Here is a 22066-nt window from a genome sequence, read left to right as displayed (position 1 = left end):
GGTCCAGCCGGAATCCGCAATCTAAAACCCGCCACACGCCAGTGATTCGAAAGCTATGTTTATGATCTTGCTCAACATCTGTCATTTCTCCATTGTCTTGGGGATACCCCCCCTCTTCATTTCTCTGATTTTGTAACGTTATAACCTCTTACTTACTCGATACCTGCCTCCTTCTTCTTGAGCTTTTGCTCCAATTCCCGAATGTCTTCCTGTAGCGCGGAGATCAACATGTCTTTGGTCTCAAGCTGCATAACTAACACCCAACGCGGCAGCCGCAAACGCCATGCCTTCCTATCGTTCACTTGGTTTCTCATTTACGTACATCTCCTCTAGGGTTTTGCCAGTCGGACAGCCGGGCACCTTCGGGCAAAACCGCTTGGCACACATCCCGGCACACGCGCGGTCCGACGTCTCAAAAGAGAATCTCATCGTTCATTTCCGACTCTGGCGCCGAATACACCTGCCGCGGATCGAACTCCCGGCCCGTCCGGGTCTCCCCCGGTTTGCCCGCCCGCGTTCTCGGTTTCGCGGCGGCCTCTACCAAGGACATGACCCGGTTGGCCGTCAATTGCACCGACACTTGCGGACCGTTCTGTCCCTCATACACGCCCAGGGAAACCCGCCCCGAAACGGTCACGGCATCGCCCTTACGAAGACCGCCAAGCACGCGGCATACGTCGCTGTCGAAGCCCGTCACGTTCAGTAGCTGGGACTGGTCGCCCCCCATAGGAGAAGACACGAGCAACGAAACGAACGAGTTCCCGGTGCGGGTCTGCTTGGTCTGCGGGTCGCGCACGACCACGCCGCTACACAACGCTGAAATCATTCATGGATCTCCAAAGGTTAAGCCCGGCCAGCGCTCATACCCTGGGCTGGGGTCCACATCCTCGGCTTGAGGGCGATACCGCTCGCAGCGGCGAAGCGTGTCGGGAAGAGGTCGGTAACTTCGGGCCGTATTGGGCAGCTCGTCGCGCCTTGCCGCCAGGCACGCACCGTCTCTGCGTCGGAAGTTCAGACATTGGGTACAGGTGCGGCGGTCGTCCTGATCGGGCCCAGCGGCGAGCGCATCGGCCGCAACGTTGAGGTAATCGGTCAGCCACTCGTGCCTGTCCGCCGGGTATCCCGCCAGATCCTCCAGCATCTGCCGTTGCGCCTCGGGGCCGTCGCTATGGGCGGCGCAGAGGCGCAGAGGCGCAGAGCGGCCCGAACCAGAGCGTCGGGCAAGGGTTTGTTTGCTGGACCTGCATTGGTGTTGAGCAAGGCTGTCACCAATCCAGCCTTGTGACGCACCAACGCCTCGCGGTCCTCGTCCGTCAAAATGCCCGGCGGCGCGTCCACCGTGAGCCTGTCCCCGGAAATGCCGATCCGGACACCCCGGCGCGCCAGCGTTTGTAGGAGGTTCGAAGCGGCATTCATGGTCGGAACACCGCTCGAAGGCTTTCCGGGTTTACGGGGTTTCGATCAAGATTTCCTGTCCCTTTGTTTAATTTGCCAACATCTCTTCTCTGACAGTTTTCCGCGATAGTAGGAAAAGATAAAAGAAACCCCGTAAACCCCGTAAGGAGGAGGCTCATAGCTCGAACCTCTCTCGATCTTCGGGCATGTCAACCTTGGCGATTGTCTGCATACCCCACACAGCAATCTTCCGGCACGAATCGTCGCGGCGCTCGACCCGGTAGCCGCACACCACACGCCCGCGCTGGCGTTCCAGCCACCGCCCCAACCGCCGGGCACTGATCGTGTCCGGATGGCGGACATCGGCCGCGACCTCCAGCAATGCGTCACGCAAATCGACGCACGAGGACATCCCGCACCGCTCTATCACCTCCGCGGCCGACAGCGCTTTGTCGCCCAGCACGGCGCGCCAGAGCGTCACAACCCGCTCCAGCTCGGCCCGTCCGCCGTCGGATTGCTCCGCCGCTGCCTGAGTCCGCACGGGATCAGCCCATCCACACCAGACGAGAGCCCCGCGAACCCAGGAATCCCATTCCTCGAAACTCCCGAGCGCTTTCCCGCCATGAGCCGGTCGACTCTCATCGTGATAGGCACGCAGCACGGTGAGCCCGGACATAATCAGTTCGTGCCTATGCTCGGGCACCCACCTCTTCAAATCACGCTTGAATTCCCTGAACTCGGGCCTCTCCACCCCAGCGTCGATCCGGCAAAGTAACGTCCTACGCGTCAGGTCGCCGCGGATACTCAGGTTATTGCCCGTAGCAATGATCAGAGTATTCGTCGGCACCGTCACGACCCGGCTGGCGCCCAGAATCCTAAAGGTATAGACCTGCTGCGAAAGCAACGAACAGAGCGTCTCGCTGTCATCCAGGGGCCGTTCGATGTTGTCGAGCGAGATCAGGGACGGCGCCGCCATCAACAGGGATGAAAGCCGCTTCTGGATCTCCTCAGGGTCACGGCCATAGCTCGCTGCTGGCGCCGGCCGACCCGTCAGGATCAGCCCAATCACATCGGCCAGCAAGGACTTGCCCGATCCGGCCGCGGGCGCGTCAAAAGCGTGCAAGGGTGCTGTGGGGAGGGCCTTGCGGGCGAGGCCGGTCAACAGGGCGGAGAGCGCCACGGACCGATCTTCGGGCGAAGCAAACGGAAATTCCTCGAACGGCTGCGCCAACACATCGAGCGCCGCCTTGGCGTCCTCCAGCGTCGGGGCCCGCGGCAAATGGACCGGCGGCCCGTCATAGTCCACAAAAAGTCCGCTCGCATCGTCAAAACCGCGCCGGGCCACTAACGATCCATCCTGTCGCAAGGTAGGGTGTTCACTCACGCCCCGCAGCACAGGAACCCGCCACTCGCCGGAAGCGGCCAGATACGCCCGAGCAACTTTTTCGGGGCAATCGATGTTGACGTAGTCCTTTACCCGGCCGTCGTACTTTTGCCATTCAGCTATTCGCGTCAAAAGCAGCGCTAGCCATTCCGGCGTCACCAGCTGAATTTCCAGCGTGCCTGCGGTGGTTCTCACCCCTTTCGTATTCGCGGGCTTGTCGGTATGTACTGGGCGGACGAGCTGCCCCGCCCGTTGATATACGTCGCAGCGCTGAAACAGAATTTCCGCCTCAGCCCGACGTAGGACGGTCGGCAGTTGCCCCCCGAACACGCGAATCCGCCGCAGTGCTTCCACCGCCGCATCGATCTGCCGCTTGACCAGGCTGTCGCCCAAACGATCGAGGTCGTTGTAGTCCGTCCCTTCTGGAGCCTCGCCACCACCCGCCTCTCCAAGATCGAAATCCGGCACGCACCATCCCACGCCTCCGATCAAGACTCTGGCAGCGGCGCTGGCCTTTTCCTTCCCGGTGTTCGTGCCTTTGAAGCGATCGTTATCGCCACAAATCAGAACGCGTGCTCGCGGGTAGCGTTCCCGCAGTGCCAGCACCACCGGCTGAAGATTGCCCGCATCGAATGTAACAGTAACCGGATGGCCGGTCCGTTCATGAAGCGTTGCGCCGGTCGCGAACCCCTCGGCCAGCAAGATCAGCTCTGGCTTGTCGTCCAGCCCAATGGGATAAAAGCAGCCCTGCTTCCGGCCCCCGCTCAAGAATCGCTTGCTCCCTTGCGGATCGATGGTCTGGAGCGACCAGATTGCGCCGTGGACATCTTGGGCCGGGATCAGCAAAAGGTCGCCTGACTGGCGAATGCCGTGGGGGCTGACGCGTTTCGCGGAGAGATAGGGGTGCTGCGGATCAGCGTTTCCAGACCGTTCAAACCAGCTCGAAGCTCGAGCCTGGGCGCGGCGCTGGCGGTCCTTTTCCTCCGCTTCTTCGGCCCGTTTCCGCTCGGCCATTCGGGCTAGGTGCGCGGCCCATTCGGCGGGATCGACCTCGGTTTCTCGCCGCAGGCACCAATTTTCGTTGATGCCGAGTCGCCAACAACCGAACGCGCCGGCCGCGATTCCGTCGGTGTGAACCCTATACCAACCGGACCGATCTTTTTCGTTTCCGACGCGATACCGCACGAGGCGGGGGGTATCGAGCTGCATGTCCGCGGGCGGCTCGAGACCGGCTTGCAGCATCGCGGCCTTCAACGCTTCGACGATTTCGCGCGGGGCGGGGCGGCCTGAAAGTTTCACGCTCATGCCGCCTCCGTTCGACATTGAACGGCCAGTCTGGGGAGCCAAGTATCCCGCAGCACATCGAGTGCGCGCCGCGCATGGGCGCTGTTTCCTTCATCAATAGCACGATCAACGGCGTTGATCAGAGACGCTACAACTTGCTCAGGACGCAGGTCGTTTTGCACGGCGGCAAGCCGCGCTGTATCGTCGAAAGAGGTCAGGCAGGCATTAACCGCATCCCGTTGGTAGTCGCATAACGTGACGTTAGGCGTGGTAAAATTGTTGTCGACGACATGCTTATCCCCAGTCTCGGCCGCCCGCCGAGCTGGGGTTTCTTTTGTGTGCATGATCGCCTCCTCACGCCGCTAAACCGGGGCGCCGGGAGACCAGCTCGCGCACAAGCACCTGGATGCGATCCAAAGGCCAACCGGCGATGTGCGCCTCCAGTACCGCCTGGACTTCGGCAAGAAGGAAGCCGGAGCTGCGCGGACCCAGCTTCACGACAGGCGGGAACGTTCCTTGATTTATCCGCCAGTACAAACTGGATCGCGGTATCCCCGTGAGACGTGCCGCTTCTGCCGGGCGCACGATCAGGGGATGAGGAATCTGCGGCGTGATGCCGGAATAGTAAGTAAGGCGCGCCGCTTCGGTCGGTCGCGAGATTAAGGGGCGTGAACTTGAAATTTCGGCCACTGAAATGCTCCAGGAGGAGCATGGCCGGGGTGGAGGAGTGCGTGAGAGATTAAAGGCGCATCAGCCCCACCCCGCCATGCGGGGTAGAGCCTTTTGCGACCTTACTCATGTCAGCCATCGAAGGCTGTGAGGCTGTTGCTTCCGGGGGATGTGATGTACCGCGCCCGTGTCGGCATGGATAGGCTATTAATCCAGGAGAAGCCCAAAACACCGCACGGGGCGGTATCGCTGGTTGCGTCCGACATTTTCGGACAATGTTATCAGTCTTCAGGCTTACTTCAACACCTAAATCTTCGGGAACGTTGGTGGATCGGCACGATTTCCGCTCCGGTCTGCCCCGCACTGGCGCGGAAGCCATCCAAAGCATCCGCCCAGGCTTGCGCGAGTCGCCTTCGCTCGTTGCGATATTCAGCACGATGATAAGCCGCCCGGACTCGATTTTTCTCCTCATGCGCCAGGGCTTTCTCGATCACGTCAGGATCGAAGCCAGCTTCATTGAGCCAGGTCGATGCCAGCGCACGGACACCATGGCCGGTCATCCGCCCCCGATACCCGAGCCGATAAAGCGCAAACAAAACCGTGTTCTTGGACATTGCCCGCAACGGATTCCGCCCCGGAAAAACCAGCTCGTACCCGCCTGAAATATCCCTGAGTCGCGTCAAGACAACCATGGCCTGATCCGAGAGCGGCACCCAATGCGGACGCCCCGCCTTCATGCGCTCGGCCGGGACCAGCCAAACCCGTTCTGCAAGGTCGAACTCGCTCCACCGCGCTCCACGCAGTTCGGTTGTGCGAACGAAGGTCAACAACATCAATTCCAGGGCAAGCTGGGTCAACAGATCACCGTGCCCGTCCTCGAAGTAGCGACTGACCTTGCGTAATAGCTCAGGAAGGTCCGAAAAAGTGACAGCAGCCTGATGCTTGACTGGCGGCCTCGCCTTGAGCGCCCCCTTCAGATCGGCTGCCGGATTGGACCGGCACCGCCCCGCCGCAATGCCAAACCGGAACACCTGCCCGCAGGCTCGCACTACCTTATGGGCGGTTTCGATGGTGCCGCCCCGTTCAATTTTTCGCGCCATGTCCAACAGCAGGGGCGCGTCCACTTCGGTAATTGGAATGTGTCCGAATTCCGGAAACACGTAACGCTGGAACCGCCGCAGGGTGTAAGCGTGATGATCCGGCGTCCAGCTCGGCTTGATCGTATCCAACCACTCCAGCGCAACCGCTTCGAAAGAATTGGCAGCGGCCAAACGCCGCGCCCGCTTTTCCTGGTGCCTGAGCGCCACAGGGTCTTTGCCAGAGGCGAGCAGCAGGCGAGCTTCGTCCCTTTTGAGGCGGGCGTCCTTCAAGCCAAGTTCAGGCCAAACACCCAACGCTAGACGTTTCTCTTTGCCAGCGAATCGGAACTTCCAGCGGAAGTATTTCCGCCCCGATGGAGTCACTTCCAAATACAACCCACCCGAATCCGCAAGTTTGTAGGACTTCGCCATGGGCTTGGCATTCTTGCACTTCACTTCGGTCAACATGCTCGCACCAAATCGCTCAAAGCCGCGTCATGCTTGGGCTCCAGCCATTCGTGGGGGAACCAAACGCGAGAAGCCCCATCGGTTCCCCCAAAAAGGGCCACAAAATTGATTGGATGTCACTCTAAATTGTTGGCCATCTTTAGACAATAAAATCGTTCAACACATTGATTTATAGGTGTAAGTGTTGACGTTGTTAGATGTGGTTAGACGTATGTTGGCGGAAGAGAATGGGAGTCGAACCCACCTGAGGCCGTCTCACGGCCTCATCCGGTTTTGAAGACCGGCCGCCCCACCGGGGACGCTGCTCTTCCGAAGTTGGGCGGATTCTATCGAAAAACCCGCGGGCTGCGGCGTTCTAGAACTCCAAGGCTTCGTTGCGCAGGCGGTGGCTGTCCTTGATGCGGCGGGTCAGGCCGATGCGGTCGAAGAATTCCAGGATGTGGATGGCGAGCTTGCGGCCGGTGCCGATGTGGTTGCGGAATTCGGCGGCCAAAACTGCGCCATCCGGGCTGTCGCCGGCGGCCTGCCGGACGATGGCGGCGAGCCGGGCGACGGCGGTCCGGTCGAAATAGTGGTCGTGGGCGATGCGGTACACCCGCCCGAGCCGGGCGGTGCGCATCAGCAGCCGGCGCACCGCGGTTTCGTCGAGGTTCTCGGCGCGGGCGATGTCGCGTACCCGGGGCGGTTGGAACGGCTCTGCAGTCAGCCGCGGAGCGATGCGCAGCCACAGGGCTTCGTCCTCCGCGCCGAGGCTGAGTTCATGGCCGGGCAGGTGCCACCAGGAGCCGTCGCGGCGGCAGTGTCCATCGGCCAGCAGTTCGGCCAGGAGTGCGCCGAACGCGGGGCGTTCCATCCGGGGTGCGGTCCGCAGGCGCAATTGCTCGGTGTTGAGGCCCAGCGAATCGGGCACGTTTTGATGTTCCCGCTGCAGCGCGGCGATGACGCCGGTGCGGAGCGCTGCCCAATGCGCAGGGGAAAAAGCGATCGGATTCGCGCCGTCGATTTTCTTCAGCGTCAGGCCGATGCAGAGCCTGTCGGTCTCGGCTGCGGTCAGGTTGGCGTTGGCGGCGAAGGCGCCGAGATCGACGCCGTTCGGTGCGCCCTCCAGCAGCGCACTGAGCCGGGCTTCAGGCCGGGTTTGCTCCCAGGCGGCCAGCATGGCGCGTCGCTGCGGCGAGCGGCGGCCCCGGGCAGGGGGCAGGGTGTCGAGCACCGTGCCGCCGGCCAGGGTTCGCTGGGCGGAGGCATCGCGCAGGATGCAGTGGTCGCCCTGAGCCGCGCAGGTGGGCTGGTCCAGCACCAGTTGCGCCCAGGCGCCCGCGCCCGGCTCCAGCATGTCCGCTTCGAGCAGGGCGACATGCCCGGCGGACCGGAACGCGCCGAGGTGGACGTGCACCGGCGTCCAGTGGTGCAGCGGCCGGGCTTCGCTGCCCAGCAGCCGGAGCCGGACGTCCAGACGGCGGGTCGGCCGGTGCAGGGCCGGTGCCAGCACCCAGTCGCCGCGCTGCACCTCCTGTTTTACCACGCCGGCCAGGTTGAGGGCGCAGCGCTGGCCGGTCTGGCCGGATTCCGCGGGGCGGTTCTGGGCGTGGATGCCGCGGATGCGGACTTTCAGGCCGGACGGGGCGACGACCAGATGATCGCCTACGCGGACCGTGCCGGAAAACACGGTGCCGGTCACCACCGTGCCGATGCCGGCGACTGTGAAGCTGCGGTCCACCGCCAGGCGGAAGCCGCCGCCGGGGATGCGGGCGTCGAGCCGGGCTGCCGCCGCTTCCAGATGGGCGCGGAGTTCGGCCATGCCGGCGCCGGTGTGGGCCGACACCTCGAACACCGGGCAGCCGGCGAGGCGGGTGCCGGTCAGCAAGGCTTCGATTTCTCCAAGGGCTGCGGCGATCCGTCCCGCATCGGCGAGATCGGTCTTGGTCAGGGCCACGGCGCCGCTCTCGATGCCGAGCAGGTCGATGATCTGGAGGTGTTCCACGGTCTGGGGCATGGGGCCGTCGTCGGCCGCCACCACCAGCAGGGCGAAGTCGATGCCGGTCGCGCCCGCCAGCATGTTGTGGATGAATTTCTCGTGGCCGGGCACGTCGACGAAGCCGAGGATTTCGGCGCTGGCCAGAGGGGTGTAGGCATAGCCCAGGTCGATGGTGATGCCGCGGGATTTTTCTTCCGCCAAGCGGTCTGCGTCCACCCCGGTGAGCTGCTTCACCAGGGCGGTCTTGCCGTGGTCGATATGGCCCGCGGTGCCGACGATCATCCCGGGAATTCCAGCAAAGGCAGCTGGGCGAGGAAGGCGGCTTCGTCCTCCAGGCAGCGCAGGTCGAAGCGCAGGGCGCCGTCTTCCAGCCGTCCGATGGCGGGGAGGGGCAGTTCGCGGAAGGCTTGCGCCAGCCGGTTGAGGGCGCGTCCGCCGCCCCCCTGCGGGCGGAGGACGAGGCCGGCGCTGGGCAGGCGGTCGACCGGCAGCGAACCGCTGCCGATCTGGCTGCGGCAGCCTTCGACCGAAACCACGGCGCGCGTTCCCAGCGAGGTTTGCACGGCGGGCAGGAGGCGCTGCGCTAGCTCACGGATCTCGGTTTCCGTCCGCGTCAGCAGCCGCAGAGTCGGCAGTCTCTCCGCCAGCAATTCGGGGCTGCGGTAAAGCCGCAGGGTCGCATCGAGGGCGGCGAGGGTCATCTTGTCCACCCGCAGGGCGCGCTTGAGCGGATTGCGCTTGATCCTGGCGATCAGCGCCTTGCGCCCGACCAGGATGCCGGCCTGGGGGCCGCCCAGCAGCTTGTCCCCGCTGAAGCTGACCAGGTCGGCGCCTTTGTTCAGCGCGTCCTGCGGCGTCGGCTCCTTCGGCAGGCCGTAGGCGCCGAGGTCGATCAGCGTTCCGCTGCCCAGGTCTTCGACGAAGGGCAGGCCGTGGGCGTGAGCCAGCTCGGCGAGTTCGGCTTCCGGCACCGAGGCGGTGAAGCCTTCGATGGCGTAGTTGCTGCGGTGCACCTTCATGATCAGCGCGGTGCGCGGATTCAGGGCTTCGGCGTAGTCCTTGCGGTGGGTGCGGTTGGTGGTGCCGACTTCGCGCAGTCGGGCGCCGGCGCGGGCCATGATGTCGGGGATGCGGAAGGCGCCGCCGATCTCGATCAGCTCGCCGCGCGAGACGATGACTTCCTTGCGCAGGCCCAGGGTGTTCAGCAGCAGGAACACGGCCGCGGCATTGTTGTTGACCACCGTCGCGGCCTCGGCCCCGGTCAGTTCGCGGATCAGGCCGTCGATGTGGTCGTCGCGGTCGCCCCGCCGGGCGGCGTCGAGGTCGTATTCCAAGTTGCTCGGCCGCGCCAGCACCGCCAGTACGGCCTCCACCGCTTCTTCCGCCAGCAGCGCCCGTCCCAGGTTGGTATGGAGCACCGTGCCAGTGAGGTTGAACAGGGGGCGCAGGCTCGGGCTGAACCGGGCCTGCAGGCGGGTCCGGCAGGCCACGGCGATCCGGCTTGGGTCGACCGGCGTTTCCGGCTGCGTCTTCAATGCCACGCGCAGCGATTCCAGCTCGGCGCGGAGGGTGGCGACCACGGCGGTGTGGCCGTAACACCGTTTTAGTTCGGCGATTTCCGGCAGGTTCAGGAGCCGGTCGACCGATGGCGGGCGGGCATGTACGGTTGAAGGCATGGTTCAGTGGGGGAGGGCCCTGGGATCTTGAAGCGATGATATGGCTAGGGGGTGCGGTTCCGCCGTCAAAGTCTACCGCCTAGCATCAGCCGCCGGGCACCAGCAGCGGATTGAACCCCAGCCGCCGATAACCCTCCTCGGCCATGAGCAGGTCGAGGGCCAAGCTGGCGATGTCGTCGGCGAAGGGATCGACGGCGGCGTCCTTGTCGCGATCCATGATCTTCACGTAGGTCATGCAGTCGCCGCAGCCTTCCGCCTTCACCGCCCCGCCCAGGCCCTCGATGGCGAAGTAGGCCACTTTCTTGCTCGAGCCGCAGTGGATGCATTGGATGCGCGGCCGGTGCCATTCGCTCCCGCATAGGCTGCAGACCAGGTAGCGCAGGCCGTGGACCGCCCCGCCCGTCTGCAGGAGGGCGGCGACCGGCAGGGAGCCGCAGACGGGGCAAACGGAGCCTGTCTGCGCCGGGCCGATATCTTCTCTTGCCAGACGCGATGCGAGCGAAGTCATGTGTACCTGCAGTGCGGCGGCCACGAAGGGCGTGATCCCGGCATCGGTGCGATCGAAATCGCCGGCCAGAACGCAGCCGCCCCAGGCTGCCAGTTCTTCGTCCGTCGCTCGCCGGATGCGGTCGAGCAATGAGGCGAGCCCGGCCTCTCCCGGCTTCAGCCGGTCGGCGATCGACCGAAGCGTGGCCCGCCATGCGGGATTTTCCGGCAGCCCGGACATACCCGGCGGAAGCGCGGCGGCGGCCTGTTCCCCAAGGCTGGCCTGAATTTCGGCCAGGTCGGCCATGAGATTCAGGTAGCCGGCCAGCGAGAAGCGGGACCGGGCCAGTTGGCGGAAGCGGGCCGCGCGATGGCGGAACGGGCCGTCGGTGGGAGGGAGACGGACGGCGGGGATTTCGGTGCCGCTGCCGTCGAACGGGTTGCTTTCCATGGGACAGGAGGAGTGCGGGTGATTCGAAGCGCCGTCAGGCGATTGTCGGAAATCGTCGGGCCGGTCCGGTCAGTGTTTCTCCCCGCCCGTCTCTTCGCCGCTTTTCTGCAAGCTGCGCTGCACTGCGGCGAAGTCCTTGAGCCGTTCTTCCACCTTCCGGTTCAGCGAACCTTCCGGAAACACGCCGGATTCGTCACGCCGGCCCACGGGGACGCCGGTGAGGAGTTCCAGTGCCTCGTCGACCTGGGACACGGCATAGACGTGGAACTTGCCTTCGGCCGCGGCCTGCACCACGTCCTGCCGCAGCATCAGGTGCACGACGTTGGCCGCCGGGATGATCACGCCGTGGTCGCCGGTCAGGCCGCGCGCCGCGCAGACGTCGAAGAAGCCTTCGATCTTTTCGTTCACGCCGCCGATGGGCTGCACCCGGCCGTGCTGGTCGACCGAGCCGGTGATGGCCAGATTCTGCCGGATGGGCATTTCGGCGATCGACGACAGCACGGCGCACAGTTCGGCCAGCGAAGCGCTGTCGCCGTCCACCCCGCCGTAGGACTGCTCGAACACCAGACTCGCGGCGACCGAGAAGCCCAGGGCGCCGGAATAGCGCGAGGCGAGGAAATTGCCGAGGATCAGCACGCCCTTGCTGTGCAGGGCGCCGCCGAGTTCGGTCTCCTTCTCGATGTCGAGGATGCGTCCTGTGCCGGGGCGGGTGGTGGCGGTGATCCGCGAGGGCTGGCCGAAGGCGAAGTCGTTGAGCTGGAATACGGAGAGGCCGTTGATCTGGCCCGCTACCGCACCCTCGGTGTCAACGAAGATCAGCCCCCGCCGTATCGCTTCCTGGACTCGGCCACGGATCCGGTCGGAGCGGTAGATCTGCCGGTCGATGGCACGTTCGATGTCGTCTCCGGTGATGAGGCCGCGTCCGTCGCTGCCCGCATAGAAATCAGCCTCCCTCATCAGGTCGGCCAGACTTCGCAGGTGTGCGCTCAGTTTCTCGCTGTCGCCGGTCCGCCGGGAGGCGTGCTCGACCATGCGGGCCACCGCGTCCCGGTGCAGCGGCCGCAGTTTCTCGCGGCGGGCGAGGGTGGCCACCATCCGCGCGTACAGCTCGATCGAATCCGCATCGCGCGGCAGATTGTCTTCGAAGTCGGCGGCGATCTTGAAGAATTCGCGGAATTCCGGGTCGTAGATGTCCAGCAGGAAGTACAACATGCGCTCGCCGAACAGGATGATCTTGAGGTCGAGCGGAATCGGCTCCGGTTCCAGGCTGGTCGTGCTGATGAGGCTGAGGCTGCGCTCCAGCGACTCGATGCGGATCTCGCCGGCGTGCAGGGCGCGTTTCAGCGTTTCCCAGGCGAACGGCTGGGTCAGCAGCTTGCGCGCATCGAGCAGGAGATAGCCGCCGTTGGCCTTGTGCAGCGCCCCCGCCCGGATCATGGTGAAATCGGTCACCAGCGCCCCCATGTGCGCCTGGTGCTCGATCCGGCCGATCAGGTTGCCGTGGGTGGGCAGCTCCTCCTGGACGACGGGCGCGGCGGTGAGTTCGCTGTGATCGACCACCAGGTTGATCCGGTAGCGCTGTGCCGGCGCCTTCTGCGGTCCCTCGAACAGGCTGATGACCCCTTCAGATTTGGGGAGGAACGATTCGGTGTGCTCGATGATGTCGGCCTGGGCCAGGTTCAGGTAGTCGATCACGCCCGGCAGGCTGGCATAGCGGGCCTTGAGGTCGGCGAACTGATGCGACACCGTGAATTCGGCGATCTCACGGTTGAGCGCCTTGAGCTTGCCGCGCGCCTCCTTGCGCCAGGCGGGGAACTGGCGGAGGACTTTCTGCAACTGCTGCTGCAGGTCGGCGACGGTGGATTCGATGGTCTGGCGTTCCTGGTCCGACAGGTTCTGGAATTGTTCCGGGCTGATGATCTCGTCTTCCTCACGCTGCATCGGGGCGAACGCGAAACCGGTCGGAGTTTCGATCAGCGCGATGCGGCTGTGCAAGGCTTCCGCCCTCAGCCGGTTGACCGCGTCGGCTTCCCGTTCGCGCGCCTGCTGCTCGATCTTTTCGGCGCGGCTGCGGTATTCCTCGCCTTCGAAGGCTGCCGGGAGGGCGGAAATCAGATCCTCGACCACCACTTCCATGTCGTGGGCCAAGTGCCGCCCCCAGCCGGCCGGCAGGCGAAGCGCCTTGGGCTGGGCGGGATTGGCGAAGTTGTCGACGTAGCACCAGTCGCTCGGCGGCGGCTGGCTGGCGGCGATGCGTTCCGCGAGTTCGCGCGCGGCGGTCAGCTTGCCGCTGCCGGGCGGGCCCAGCACGAACACGTTGAAGCCCTTCTGCGCGACTTTGAGGCCCAGCTGGATCGCTTCCAGGGCGCGGGGCTGGCCGATGATGATGTCGGTGTCCGCCAGCTCGGCGGTCGTGTCGAACCAGAATCGGGCAGGGTCGCAGGCGGTATGGAGACGGTCGGGGGGCAGCGCAGCGGGATGGCCGTTCATGATTCCTTGTCTTGGGCGAACTGCGGGAAGGCTCATGATCCTTCAAACGGCAGGTGGCTGCAATTGGGCCCACCGTCAGTGACAGCCGGTCCGATTGCGCCGATAATCCCGCACTTTTTGACCGACTGCCCATGTGGTTCAAGAACCTCGTCCTCTACCGATTCACCGAAGCCTTCGCTCTTACCGCGGAACAACTGGAAGAAGCCCTCGAGGCACGCCGCTTCGCGCCCTGCGGCAGCATGGAGCTGGCCAGCGCCGGCTGGCATCCGCCGCTGCGCCGTGACGACCTGCCGCTGGTGCATGCCGCCGGCGGCTATCTGATGGTTTCACTGCTCAAGGAAGAAAAAATCCTCCCCGCCTCGGTGGTGAACGAGGCGTTGGAGGATCGGGCGGAGGAGATCGAGGCGCGGCGCGGGACGCCGGTCGGACGCAAGGAACGCCGGGACCTGCGCGACGAGGTGTTCAACAGCCTGCTGCCCCGCGCCTTCAGCCACTCGCGGCGCAGCTACGCCTACATCGACCCGCGCGGCGGCTGGCTGGTGGTGGACAGCGCCAGCGCCAAGAAGGCGGAGGAACTGGTCAGTTTGCTGCGGCAGACCCTCGGCTCCCTGCCGGTGGCGCCGGTCGCGACCCAGGGCCGTCCGCCGGCGGTGATGACCGCCTGGCTGCTGGAACAGGACCTGCCTTCGGACGTCGTCATCGAAGACGAGTGCGAACTGCGCTCGCCGGACGAGGAGGGCGGCATCGTCCGCTGCCGCCGCCAGGACCTGTCGGCGCCGGAAATCCGCAATCACATCGATGCGGGCAAGGAAGTCGTACGGCTGGCGGTGAGCTGGAACGACCGTCTGAGCTTTACCCTGGACGATGCGCTGGGAATCAAGAAGCTGCGTTTCCTGGACGTGATCCAGGAACAGGCGGCGGAAATCGACGCGGCTGACGAAATGGAGCGTTTCGATGCGGACTTTGCCATCATGACGCTGGAGCTGTCACAATTTCTGGCGCGGCTCGTCGAACTCTTCGGCGGCGAGGCCGTCCAAGGACAAGCGTTGGCGGACAAATCAAGCTGAGAAGAGTTCATGAGTGCGAATCGGATGACCCTGTTGGCGCGGCAGTGCGCCGCGATAGCTCTGGGCGGGCTGCTGTCTTCCGCGGTCACCGCCGAGGTGCTGCCCTTGCCGGCCGACGGTTCGGACCTGGTCGGCCAGACCAAGTATGTCCCGGCCAGCCAGGAAGACACCTTGATCGACATCGCCAGGGAATACAGCGTAGGCCAGGACGAGATCGTGATGGCCAATCCCAAGGTCGACCGATGGCTGCCGGGTACTGGCACCCAGGTCACGGTGCCGCGGCAATTCATCCTCCCCAACGCGCCGCGCAACGGCATCGTCGTCAACATCCCCGAGATGCGGCTGTACTTCTATCCCAGCGCGGGCAAGGGCGCCAAGGCGACCACGGTGGTCACCTATCCCATCAGCATCGGCCGGATGGACTGGCGCTCGCCGCTGGGCGTGACCAAGGTGGTGGCCAAGGTGAAGGACCCGGTGTGGCGCCCGCCCGCCTCGATCAAGGCCGAGCATGCCAAGAACGGCGAAATCCTGCCCGACGTCGTTCCGGCCGGACCCAACAACCCCCTAGGCCAGTTCGCCATGCGTTTGGGCGTGCCCGGCTACCTCATCCACGGTACCGACCAGGACAAGTCCTACGGCATCGGCATGCGGGTCACCCACGGCTGCATCCGCATGTACCCGGAAGACGTCGCCAGGCTATTTCCCGAAGTCGCCGTCGGAACGCCGGTCAACCTGGTGAACCAGCCGGTCAAACTGGGCTGGAGGGGCGATACGCTCTACATCGAAGTGAGCGAATCGCTGGACGAGGACCGGCTGAGCTCCGCCGACCTCATGGCCAAAGCGGTGAGCCTGATCCAGAAGGAAACCGCCACCCATCCCGTCACCATCGACGAGGCGGCGTTGAAGAAGGCCGTCGAGGAGCCCACCGGAATTCCTACCGGCATCAGTCTGTCCGGCGCCGCGCCGCTCGAGGCTGCAGCCCCTTATTCGCCGATGGGCGACATGGAACCGCCACGCGGCCAAATCGAGCGTGCTCCGGAAGCCGTGACGGAGGAGCCGTCCGCGCCGCGCTACGAAACCCAGATCGAAGCACCGAGGATGAGCGAGCCCTCCACCTCTTACGGAACCGAGGAGCGCCCGTCGACCGAGAGCCTCTTCTGACCGCCTTTCTTCTGCGGATAATGGAAAGGGCCGTCTTCCAACGGCCCTTTTTCGATTCTTGAAGTGCCGCGAAGACCGTCAGGACTTGGGCGGCACGTAGCCTTCCGGCGCGGCGGCGCCTTCGCCGAACAGGAATTTCTCCCGCTCCTGTTCAAGAAACTTGCGGGCGTTGGCTTCGAACGGGGTCAGGCGGTGTTCGTTGATCAGCATGGTCTGCAGTTTGAGCCAGTCCTGCCAGGCCTGCTTGGATACGTGTTCGAAGATGCGCAGGCCCTGGGTACCAGGAAACGGCGGAGCGTCCAGCCCTTCGGCTTCGATGCCCAGTTTTGCGCAAATGATCTGTCTTGCCATGGTGTTCTCCGGGTTCAGATGAGTTGTTCGAGTTCGTTCAGAAGCTGGCGGACCGGCGTCGGGACGCCAAACCCGATCTCGGCGCCTAGCGAGTGCCAAAGGCCTTGCGCCGTTTCTTCGACGCCGGTGCGGCGCGCATCGCAGTGCACGACGACCGGCGTGTAGTCCAGATGAAAATGGCTGAAAGTATGACGGCGCGGCGGCAGGGGCTCAATCCGCCGGGAGTGAATGCTGTGTAGCGCACACCAGGCGACGATCTGCTCCAGTCCGTCGAATTCCGGAAATGCCCACAGGCCCGCCCAGATTCCAGCGGGCGGACGTTTTTGCAGCCGTACCCGCTTGTCCGGATCGACCGTCAGCAGCATGAAGGTCGAACGCACGGGTATCGGGCCCGCGCGGCGAGGCCCCGGCAGTTCGGTCTGCCGGCCGTCCCGCCGGGCGATGCAGGTCCCGGCCAGCGGGCAGGCTTCGCAGGCCGGCGAGCCGCGCGTGCAGACCATCGCGCCCAGGTCCATCATCGCCTGGTTGTAGTCCGCGCAGCGCTTCGAAGGCGTCAGTTCCTCACTCAGTTGCCACAACCCCTTCTCCACTTTCGATTCTCCCGGCCAGCCTTCGACCCCATGGTGGCGCGCGAGCACCCGGCGGACGTTGCCGTCGAGGATCGCCGCCCGGCGCTCGAATCCCAGGCTCAGGATCGCGCCCGCCGTGGAACGGCCGATGCCGGGCAGAGCGGCCAACCCGGCGAGGTCGGCGGGCAGTTCGCCAGCGTGATGCTCGGCGACGATACGGGCGGTGCGGTGGAGATTGCGGGCGCGGCTGTAATACCCCAGGCCTGACCACAGCGCCAGGATCTCGTCGACGTCCGCGGCTGCCAGATCCGGAAGGTCGGGGAACCGCCGCATGAACCGTTCGAAATAGCCGATGACGGTGGCGACCCGGGTCTGCTGCAGCATGACTTCGGATATCCACACCCGATAGGGGGTGCGGGGCCGCTGCCAGGGCAGGTCGTGGCGTCCGTGCAGATCGAACCAGTCGAGCACGGCCTGCTGAAAGCTGGAGAACGGCATGGAGGTTACGAATCGTTACAGGGGGCGGTATTTGCATTAGAATGCCGGCCCTACAGGACGTGTTTCAAGCCCGTTCCCCACTTTTCGCAAGACCATCCGGTATGAGCAAGAATCATCCCGCACTCTGGCTGGCCGTGGCGCTGACTTTGCTGTTGGGCGCCTGCGGGCAGAAGGGTCCGTTGTATCTCCCCGACCGGGAGCCGGCGCGGACCGAAAAGCAGAAATCCTGAAGGTTCCATGGATCATTTCAATTATCGCGACGGCCTCCTCCATGCGGAGGACGTGCCACTGTCTGCCATTGCCGAACGCCATGGCACGCCGTGCTACGTTTACTCCCGCGCCACGCTGGAGCGCCACTGGCACGCCTTCGACCGTGCGTTGGGAAGCTGCCCCCATCTGGTCTGCTATGCGGTGAAGGCCAACTCCAACATCGCCATCCTGAATCTCCTGGCGCGGCTGGGTTCGGGCTTTGACATCGTGTCGGCGGGCGAGTTGGAGCGGGTGCTGACGGCGGGTGGCGATCCTTCCAGGGTCGTGTTCTCAGGCGTCGGCAAGCGCGAGGACGAGATGGCGCTCGCCCTGGACGCCGGTATCCGCTGCTTCAACGTCGAGGTGGCCGAAGAACTCGACCGCCTCGACCGGCTGGCTGGCGAGTACGGCGTTAAGGCGCCGGTATCGTTGCGGGTGAATCCGGACGTCGACGCCGGCACCCACCCCTACATCTCGACCGGCCTGCGCGAGAACAAGTTCGGCATCGAAGTCGAAGAGGCGCTCACGCAATACCGCCGCGCGGCGCGGATGCCGAATCTGGAAGTCGTCGGCATCGACTGTCACATCGGCTCGCAACTGACCAGTTCCATGCCGTTCATCGACGCACTGGACCGGGTGCTGGCGCTCGTCGCTCAGTTGCGCAGCGAAGGCATCGCGATCCGCCACCTGGATCTGGGCGGCGGCCTGGGTATCCGCTACCGCGACGAGGATCCGCCGCATCCGACGGAATACGCCGAGCAGCTTTTCGCCCGGCTCGGCCGCCACGATTTCGAAATCCTGATCGAGCCGGGCCGGGCGATCGCCGGCAACGCCGGTCTGTTGCTGACACGGGTGGAGTATCTCAAAGCCAATCAGGCGAAGCGCTTCGCGATCGTCGACGCGGCGATGAACGACCTGCTGCGCCCGGCGCTGTACGGCGCCTGGCAGGAGATCGTTCCGGTGGCGCCGTGCCCGGATCGGGAGCCGCACACCTACGATATCGTGGGACCGGTTTGCGAAACCGGCGATTTCCTGGGCAAGTCGCGGGATCTGGCGCTGGTTCCGGGCGACCTGCTGGCGGTGCGTTCCGCCGGCGCCTACGGTTTCAGCATGAGTTCGAATTACAACTCCAGGCCGCGGCCGGCCGAAGTCCTGGTGGATGGTGGCACCGTGCACCTGATCCGTGAACGGGAGACCATTGCCCAGTTGTTCGCCGCCGAGCGGCTGCTGCCGTAGAGGTCGGCCATGCTGCGTTTCACCAAGATGCAGGGGCTGGGCAACGATTTCGTGGTGATCGATGCCATTCATCAGACAGTCGACCTGGATGAGGCGGGATTGCGCCGGCTGGCCGACCGGCATTACGGTATAGGCTGCGACCAGATTCTGCTGGTGGAGCCGCCGACATCGGACGAGGTGGATTTCCGCTACCGGATTTTCAACGCCGACGGCGGCGAGGTTGCGCAATGCGGCAATGGCGCACGCTGTTTCGCCCGCTTCGTCCGCGACAACGGACTCATCGACCGCGACGAAATCCGGGTGGAAACTGCTTCCGGCCGTATGGTGTTGCGGATGGAGGCGGGCGGTGAAGTCAGGGTCGAGATGGGGGTGCCGCGCCACCTGCCGGCTCAGGTGCCGCTGTTGGCGGACGAAGAGCGGCTGGGCTACACGGTTAGCGTTGACGGTGTGGACTGGGTGTTCGGCGCCGTATCCATGGGCAATCCCCATGCGGTGATCACGGTACCCGACGTCGATGAAGCGCCGGTGGCGCGAGTCGGCGCCGCCCTGGAGCGGCACCGGCTGTTTCCCGAACGCGCCAACATCGGCTTCATGCAGGTTCTGGAGCCGCATCATGCGCGCCTTAGGGTTTACGAACGAGGTACGGGGGAAACCCTGGCCTGCGGCAGCGGAGCTTGCGCCGCAGCCGTCGTCGGCATACTGCAGGGGACGCTGGAAGATCCCGTGCGCATCGATCTTCCGGGCGGCACCTTGCGGATCGGCTGGCAAGGGAGAGGTACGCCGGTCCATATGAGCGGCCCGGCGGTTACCGTGTTCGAGGGGAGCATAGAAGCATGAATTTCGGTAAGGTGAAGCGCGCGGACAAAGACGATCTGTCGGCATCCCAAGTGGCGGACTATCTGTGGAAGCACCCCGAGTTTTTCCACGATCAGCTCGATCTGCTGGAAGCCATGCATTTGCCCCACCCCTGCGGTGAGGCGGTTTCGCTGGTAGCGCGGCAGATCGAGCTGCTGCGCGGCCAGAACCGGAAGCAGCAGGGACAGTTGAACGACATACTCCGGATCGCCCGCGAGAACGATGCCTTGTTCGTCCGTTTTCACCGGCTCACGCTGAGTCTGCTCGATGCCGCTTCGGTGGGTGACATGCTGGCGGGTCTGAAGTGGAGCCTGCACGAGGGGTTCCAGGCCGACTTCGTCTCCGTCAGGGTTTTTCGCACCGTCTCGCATCCTGCGGTAGGCGATCTGCACGTAATGCCGGATCCGGCCGTGAGCATCCTGCTGGAACCCCTTTTGGCCTCCTGCGAACCGGTGTGCGGTTCGCCGCCCGAGCCGTTGCTGGAGTTTCTATTCGGCGCCGATGCTCCCGAGGTGGCGTCCTGCGCCCTGGTGCCGCTTTGCCATGCCGGGATCAAGGGGCTGTTGGCGATAGGCAGCCTGGACGCAGGCCGCTTCAGCCCGGACATGGGCAATCTGTTCCTGGTGCAGATGGGCGAAGTCGTTGCCGCCCGCCTCGTTGCCCTGATCGACCGCGAGCGCTGAGAGCTCCGTGGAGCCGGAGTCCCTCGAGCAGCTCGACGACTACCTGGCCCGGTTGGCGCGCCGGGGTTCCAGACACACACATGCGGCCTACCGGCGGGACCTCCGCGCCTTCCAGGCCTACTGCGAGTCGGCGAATGTCGCTCGCTGGACGGACGTCGACGGGGCCAGGATCAGGGCCTACGTCGGCATCAGACATCATGATGACAACTTGTCGGCCCGAAGCCTCCAGCGCGGCCTTTCCGCCATTCGCGGATTTTTCGACGATCTGCTGAAAAAACGGATATTGGAGGCCAACCCGGCGCGCGGCGTGCGTCCGCCCAAGAGCGGGCGCCGGCTGCCGCGCCTGCTCGACGTGGACGCGATCGCCGGGCTGCTCGATGCGCCGGCCGACGACGGGTTGGAAACCCGCGACAGGGCGATGTGGGAGCTGTTTTATTCCTCCGGCCTGCGCTTGAGCGAACTGGTTGGGCTGGATGTCGCCGACGTCGATTTCGCCGCCGGCAGCGTGTTCGTCCGCAAGGGCAAGGGCGGCAAGGCGCGCTACGTGCCGGTCGGTGCCAAAGCGCTCGAGGCCATCGGGGTATGGCTGGAGGTTCGCCGCCCGCGGACCGGCGCGGTGCAGCCGGCGCTGTTTCTCAGCCGGCAGGGCAGGCGCATCGCGCCGCGCACCGTCGAAATGCGGCTGGAACGCTGGCGCAGCAAGCTGAAGCTGTCCGAGAGGGTCCATCCCCACATGCTGCGGCATTCCTTCGCCAGTCACATGCTGGAAGCCAGCAGCGATCTCCGGGCCGTGCAGGAACTGCTCGGCCATGCCACGCTGGCCACGACACAGATCTACACGCACGTCGATTTCCAGAGGCTGGCCGCCGTCTACGATCAGGCCCACCCCCGTGCACGCCGCGACCGTGCCGGGAAAGCCTGAACCTCCCCGGGGTTTTTTGGATATAATCCCATCTTCCCGCGACGGGCAACCCCAACAGGATTCCTCATGGCTGCGTCACCCAAACGTCCAGGTCTGCTGAAGACTTTCTTCGGCAGCATCCTCCGCGCGTTCCATCCGCGCACCATGCGTGAGAAGGGCCTGGCGTGGACCGTGGGCGTGCTGACGATTTTGGTGCTGGGCGTTTTCCTGGCGATCGCCGAGTATTGGGGCGAAGAGCCGGAAGAGTTCGATGTGCTCGCTTCGGCCATTCAGGATGCGGGCGTCAAGAATTCCCGCGAATTGCCGCTGGGCTACACCTATGCGACCACGCTCATCGACATCGGCGAAACCCTGCTCTACAAGCCGGGTGGATTCCTGGTCAACGACATGTTCCCGCCGGGCGTTTTCGAGGACAACATGCCGATGTGGGAGTACGGAGCGCTGACCGCGCTGCGCGACGCGACCTCGGCCCTGCGCAACCACATCGCCCGCGCCCAGTCCCAGTCCAAGGAAGATCCGGATCTGGCCCAGGCGGAACCGTTCTTCTATTTCGATCACACATCCTGGCAGTTGCCTTCCTCCGAGTCGGAATACCAGAAGGGGATCGAGGCCATGGTGCGGTACCGGGCCCGGCTGATGAAGCGCGAGGCGAGCTTCTTCTCCCGTGCCGATAATCTGCGACAGTATTTGGAAATCCTGGAAAAGCGTCTGGGCAGCCTGTCCAACCGCCTCAGCGCGAGCGCGGGCGACATGAGCCAGATGAGCGCGGACGAGAGACGGGGCGTTGTCACCAAGACCTCATGGTGGAACGTCGACGACATCTTTTTCGAAGCCCGCGGATACAGCTGGGCGGCAATCCACGTCCTCAAAGCCATCGAATTCGATTTTCGCGACATCCTCGGCAACAAGACTGCGTTGGTTTCGCTGCAGTCGATCATCCACGAGCTGGAGGACGGTCAGGCGCCGTTTCTGAGCCCGATCATCCTGAACGGCGACGGTTTCGGCATCTTCGCCAATTATTCGCTGACCCTGGCCAATTACATTGCCCGCGCCAACGCGGCGACGATCGATCTGCGCAATCTGCTCCAGCAAGGCTGATATTCATTGCGGCAAAG

Annotated in this window: 21 protein-coding genes and 1 tRNA gene; 8 read left to right on the top strand and 14 right to left on the bottom strand. The window is 64.5% G+C overall.

Features of this window, described 5'->3' with window-relative positions:
• Positions 1-152 precede the first annotated feature (152 nt).
• The 12 genes from OOT43_RS06430 to OOT43_RS06375 form a co-directional block, all read right to left on the bottom strand.
• Complete coding sequence (locus OOT43_RS06430; protein WP_266024005.1) at positions 153-314, bottom strand: hypothetical protein; 162 nt, start codon at positions 312-314, stop codon at positions 153-155.
• A 98-nt stretch (positions 315-412) separates the two neighbouring features.
• Positions 413-826, bottom strand: coding sequence for a single-stranded DNA-binding protein (locus tag OOT43_RS06425; RefSeq protein ID WP_266024004.1), 414 nt, complete (start codon positions 824-826; stop codon positions 413-415).
• Between the two features lie 266 nt (positions 827-1092).
• On the bottom strand, positions 1093-1416 hold the full coding sequence (locus OOT43_RS06420) for a TubC N-terminal docking domain-related protein (protein WP_266024003.1): 324 nt from the start codon (positions 1414-1416) through the stop codon (positions 1093-1095).
• Positions 1417-1570: 154 nt separating this feature from the next.
• On the bottom strand, positions 1571-4084 hold the full coding sequence (locus OOT43_RS06415; RefSeq protein ID WP_266024002.1) for a toprim domain-containing protein: 2514 nt from the start codon (positions 4082-4084) through the stop codon (positions 1571-1573).
• Positions 4081-4407 (bottom strand): hypothetical protein, encoded by a 327-nt coding sequence (locus tag OOT43_RS06410; RefSeq protein WP_266024001.1) that lies wholly within the window; start codon positions 4405-4407, stop codon positions 4081-4083. Before OOT43_RS06410 ends, OOT43_RS06415 begins: the two co-directional genes overlap by 4 nt.
• A 10-nt stretch (positions 4408-4417) precedes the next feature.
• Positions 4418-4753 (bottom strand): helix-turn-helix transcriptional regulator, encoded by a 336-nt coding sequence (locus tag OOT43_RS06405; RefSeq protein ID WP_266024000.1) that lies wholly within the window; start codon positions 4751-4753, stop codon positions 4418-4420.
• A gap of 278 nt (positions 4754-5031) precedes the next feature.
• Entirely contained in the window at positions 5032-6279 is a 1248-nt protein-coding gene (locus tag OOT43_RS06400; protein WP_266023999.1) for a tyrosine-type recombinase/integrase, read from the bottom strand.
• A 215-nt stretch (positions 6280-6494) separates the two neighbouring features.
• Positions 6495-6590 (bottom strand) — tRNA-Sec (locus OOT43_RS06395).
• 44 nt (positions 6591-6634) lie between these two features.
• Complete coding sequence (selB, locus tag OOT43_RS06390) at positions 6635-8539, bottom strand: selenocysteine-specific translation elongation factor (RefSeq protein WP_266023998.1); 1905 nt, start codon at positions 8537-8539, stop codon at positions 6635-6637.
• Positions 8536-9933: an L-seryl-tRNA(Sec) selenium transferase gene (selA, locus tag OOT43_RS06385; protein ID WP_266023997.1), complete on the bottom strand. Its 1398-nt coding sequence runs from the start codon at positions 9931-9933 to the stop codon at positions 8536-8538. Before selA ends, selB begins: the two co-directional genes overlap by 4 nt.
• 85 nt (positions 9934-10018) lie before the next feature.
• Complete coding sequence (gene fdhE, locus OOT43_RS06380; protein WP_266023996.1) at positions 10019-10870, bottom strand: formate dehydrogenase accessory protein FdhE; 852 nt, start codon at positions 10868-10870, stop codon at positions 10019-10021.
• 69 nt (positions 10871-10939) lie between these two features.
• On the bottom strand, positions 10940-13360 hold the full coding sequence (locus OOT43_RS06375; protein ID WP_266023995.1) for an ATP-binding protein: 2421 nt from the start codon (positions 13358-13360) through the stop codon (positions 10940-10942).
• Between the two features lie 131 nt (positions 13361-13491).
• Here OOT43_RS06375 and rdgC point away from each other — a divergent pair, with 131 nt between their 5' ends.
• Together rdgC and OOT43_RS06365 are read left to right on the top strand one after the other, a co-directional pair.
• Positions 13492-14427, top strand: a complete 936-nt coding sequence (gene rdgC, locus OOT43_RS06370) for a recombination-associated protein RdgC (RefSeq protein WP_266023994.1) — start codon at positions 13492-13494, stop codon at positions 14425-14427.
• 9 nt (positions 14428-14436) lie between these two features.
• The gene (locus tag OOT43_RS06365) at positions 14437-15588 is read left to right on the top strand and encodes a L,D-transpeptidase family protein (protein WP_266023993.1); all 1152 of its coding nucleotides are present in this window, start codon (positions 14437-14439) and stop codon (positions 15586-15588) included.
• A gap of 78 nt (positions 15589-15666) precedes the next feature.
• Here OOT43_RS06365 and OOT43_RS06360 read toward each other — a convergent pair whose 3' ends face one another.
• Together OOT43_RS06360 and mutY are read right to left on the bottom strand one after the other, a co-directional pair.
• Positions 15667-15939: an oxidative damage protection protein gene (locus tag OOT43_RS06360; protein WP_266023992.1), complete on the bottom strand. Its 273-nt coding sequence runs from the start codon at positions 15937-15939 to the stop codon at positions 15667-15669.
• A gap of 14 nt (positions 15940-15953) precedes the next feature.
• Positions 15954-17006, bottom strand: coding sequence for an A/G-specific adenine glycosylase (gene mutY, locus OOT43_RS06355; RefSeq protein WP_266023991.1), 1053 nt, complete (start codon positions 17004-17006; stop codon positions 15954-15956).
• Between the two features lie 101 nt (positions 17007-17107).
• Here mutY and lptM point away from each other — a divergent pair, with 101 nt between their 5' ends.
• From lptM to OOT43_RS06325, 6 genes are all read left to right on the top strand, one after another.
• Complete coding sequence (gene lptM / locus OOT43_RS06350; protein ID WP_266023990.1) at positions 17108-17236, top strand: LPS translocon maturation chaperone LptM; 129 nt, start codon at positions 17108-17110, stop codon at positions 17234-17236.
• A gap of 7 nt (positions 17237-17243) precedes the next feature.
• Positions 17244-18491: a diaminopimelate decarboxylase gene (gene lysA, locus OOT43_RS06345; protein WP_266023989.1), complete on the top strand. Its 1248-nt coding sequence runs from the start codon at positions 17244-17246 to the stop codon at positions 18489-18491.
• Positions 18492-18500: 9 nt separating this feature from the next.
• Positions 18501-19328 carry a diaminopimelate epimerase gene (gene dapF, locus OOT43_RS06340; protein ID WP_317134054.1) on the top strand — a complete coding sequence of 276 codons (828 nt, stop codon included), beginning with the start codon at positions 18501-18503 and terminating at the stop codon, positions 19326-19328.
• On the top strand, positions 19325-20029 hold the full coding sequence (locus tag OOT43_RS06335) for a DUF484 family protein (RefSeq protein ID WP_266023988.1): 705 nt from the start codon (positions 19325-19327) through the stop codon (positions 20027-20029). Before dapF ends, OOT43_RS06335 begins: the two co-directional genes overlap by 4 nt.
• 7 nt (positions 20030-20036) lie before the next feature.
• Complete coding sequence (gene xerC / locus OOT43_RS06330; RefSeq protein WP_266023987.1) at positions 20037-20951, top strand: tyrosine recombinase XerC; 915 nt, start codon at positions 20037-20039, stop codon at positions 20949-20951.
• A gap of 66 nt (positions 20952-21017) precedes the next feature.
• Positions 21018-22049: a DUF2333 family protein gene (locus OOT43_RS06325; RefSeq protein WP_266023986.1), complete on the top strand. Its 1032-nt coding sequence runs from the start codon at positions 21018-21020 to the stop codon at positions 22047-22049.
• Positions 22050-22066 lie beyond the last annotated feature (17 nt).

Origin of the sequence: Methylococcus mesophilus, assembly GCF_026247885.1 — a bacterium.
Lineage (GTDB): Bacteria > Pseudomonadota > Gammaproteobacteria > Methylococcales > Methylococcaceae > Methylococcus > Methylococcus mesophilus.
The sequence above is the reverse complement of the archived record's forward strand: the minus strand, read 5'-3'. Positions and strand labels throughout refer to the sequence as shown.

Bases quoted from the DNA above. Each gene is read 5' to 3' on its own strand.
- rdgC (WP_266023994.1), top strand. From the start codon at position 13,492: ATGTGGTTCAAGAACCTCGTCCTCTACCGATTCACCGAAGCCTTCGCT.
- OOT43_RS06375 (WP_266023995.1), bottom strand. From the start codon at position 13,360: ATGAACGGCCATCCCGCTGCGCTGCCCCCCGACCGTCTCCATACCGCC.
- mutY (WP_266023991.1), bottom strand. From the start codon at position 17,006: ATGCCGTTCTCCAGCTTTCAGCAGGCCGTGCTCGACTGGTTCGATCTG.
- selA (WP_266023997.1), bottom strand. From the start codon at position 9,933: ATGCCTTCAACCGTACATGCCCGCCCGCCATCGGTCGACCGGCTCCTG.
- OOT43_RS06360 (WP_266023992.1), bottom strand. From the start codon at position 15,939: ATGGCAAGACAGATCATTTGCGCAAAACTGGGCATCGAAGCCGAAGGG.
- OOT43_RS06410 (WP_266024001.1), bottom strand. From the start codon at position 4,407: ATGCACACAAAAGAAACCCCAGCTCGGCGGGCGGCCGAGACTGGGGAT.
- OOT43_RS06400 (WP_266023999.1), bottom strand. From the start codon at position 6,279: ATGTTGACCGAAGTGAAGTGCAAGAATGCCAAGCCCATGGCGAAGTCC.
- OOT43_RS06325 (WP_266023986.1), top strand. From the start codon at position 21,018: ATGGCTGCGTCACCCAAACGTCCAGGTCTGCTGAAGACTTTCTTCGGC.
- lptM (WP_266023990.1), top strand. From the start codon at position 17,108: ATGAGCAAGAATCATCCCGCACTCTGGCTGGCCGTGGCGCTGACTTTG.
- OOT43_RS06335 (WP_266023988.1), top strand. From the start codon at position 19,325: ATGAATTTCGGTAAGGTGAAGCGCGCGGACAAAGACGATCTGTCGGCA.
- fdhE (WP_266023996.1), bottom strand. From the start codon at position 10,870: ATGGAAAGCAACCCGTTCGACGGCAGCGGCACCGAAATCCCCGCCGTC.
- dapF (WP_317134054.1), top strand. From the start codon at position 18,501: ATGCTGCGTTTCACCAAGATGCAGGGGCTGGGCAACGATTTCGTGGTG.
- OOT43_RS06430 (WP_266024005.1), bottom strand. From the start codon at position 314: ATGAGAAACCAAGTGAACGATAGGAAGGCATGGCGTTTGCGGCTGCCG.
- OOT43_RS06415 (WP_266024002.1), bottom strand. From the start codon at position 4,084: ATGAGCGTGAAACTTTCAGGCCGCCCCGCCCCGCGCGAAATCGTCGAA.
- lysA (WP_266023989.1), top strand. From the start codon at position 17,244: ATGGATCATTTCAATTATCGCGACGGCCTCCTCCATGCGGAGGACGTG.
- selB (WP_266023998.1), bottom strand. From the start codon at position 8,539: ATGATCGTCGGCACCGCGGGCCATATCGACCACGGCAAGACCGCCCTG.
- OOT43_RS06420 (WP_266024003.1), bottom strand. From the start codon at position 1,416: ATGAATGCCGCTTCGAACCTCCTACAAACGCTGGCGCGCCGGGGTGTC.
- OOT43_RS06365 (WP_266023993.1), top strand. From the start codon at position 14,437: ATGAGTGCGAATCGGATGACCCTGTTGGCGCGGCAGTGCGCCGCGATA.
- OOT43_RS06425 (WP_266024004.1), bottom strand. From the start codon at position 826: ATGATTTCAGCGTTGTGTAGCGGCGTGGTCGTGCGCGACCCGCAGACC.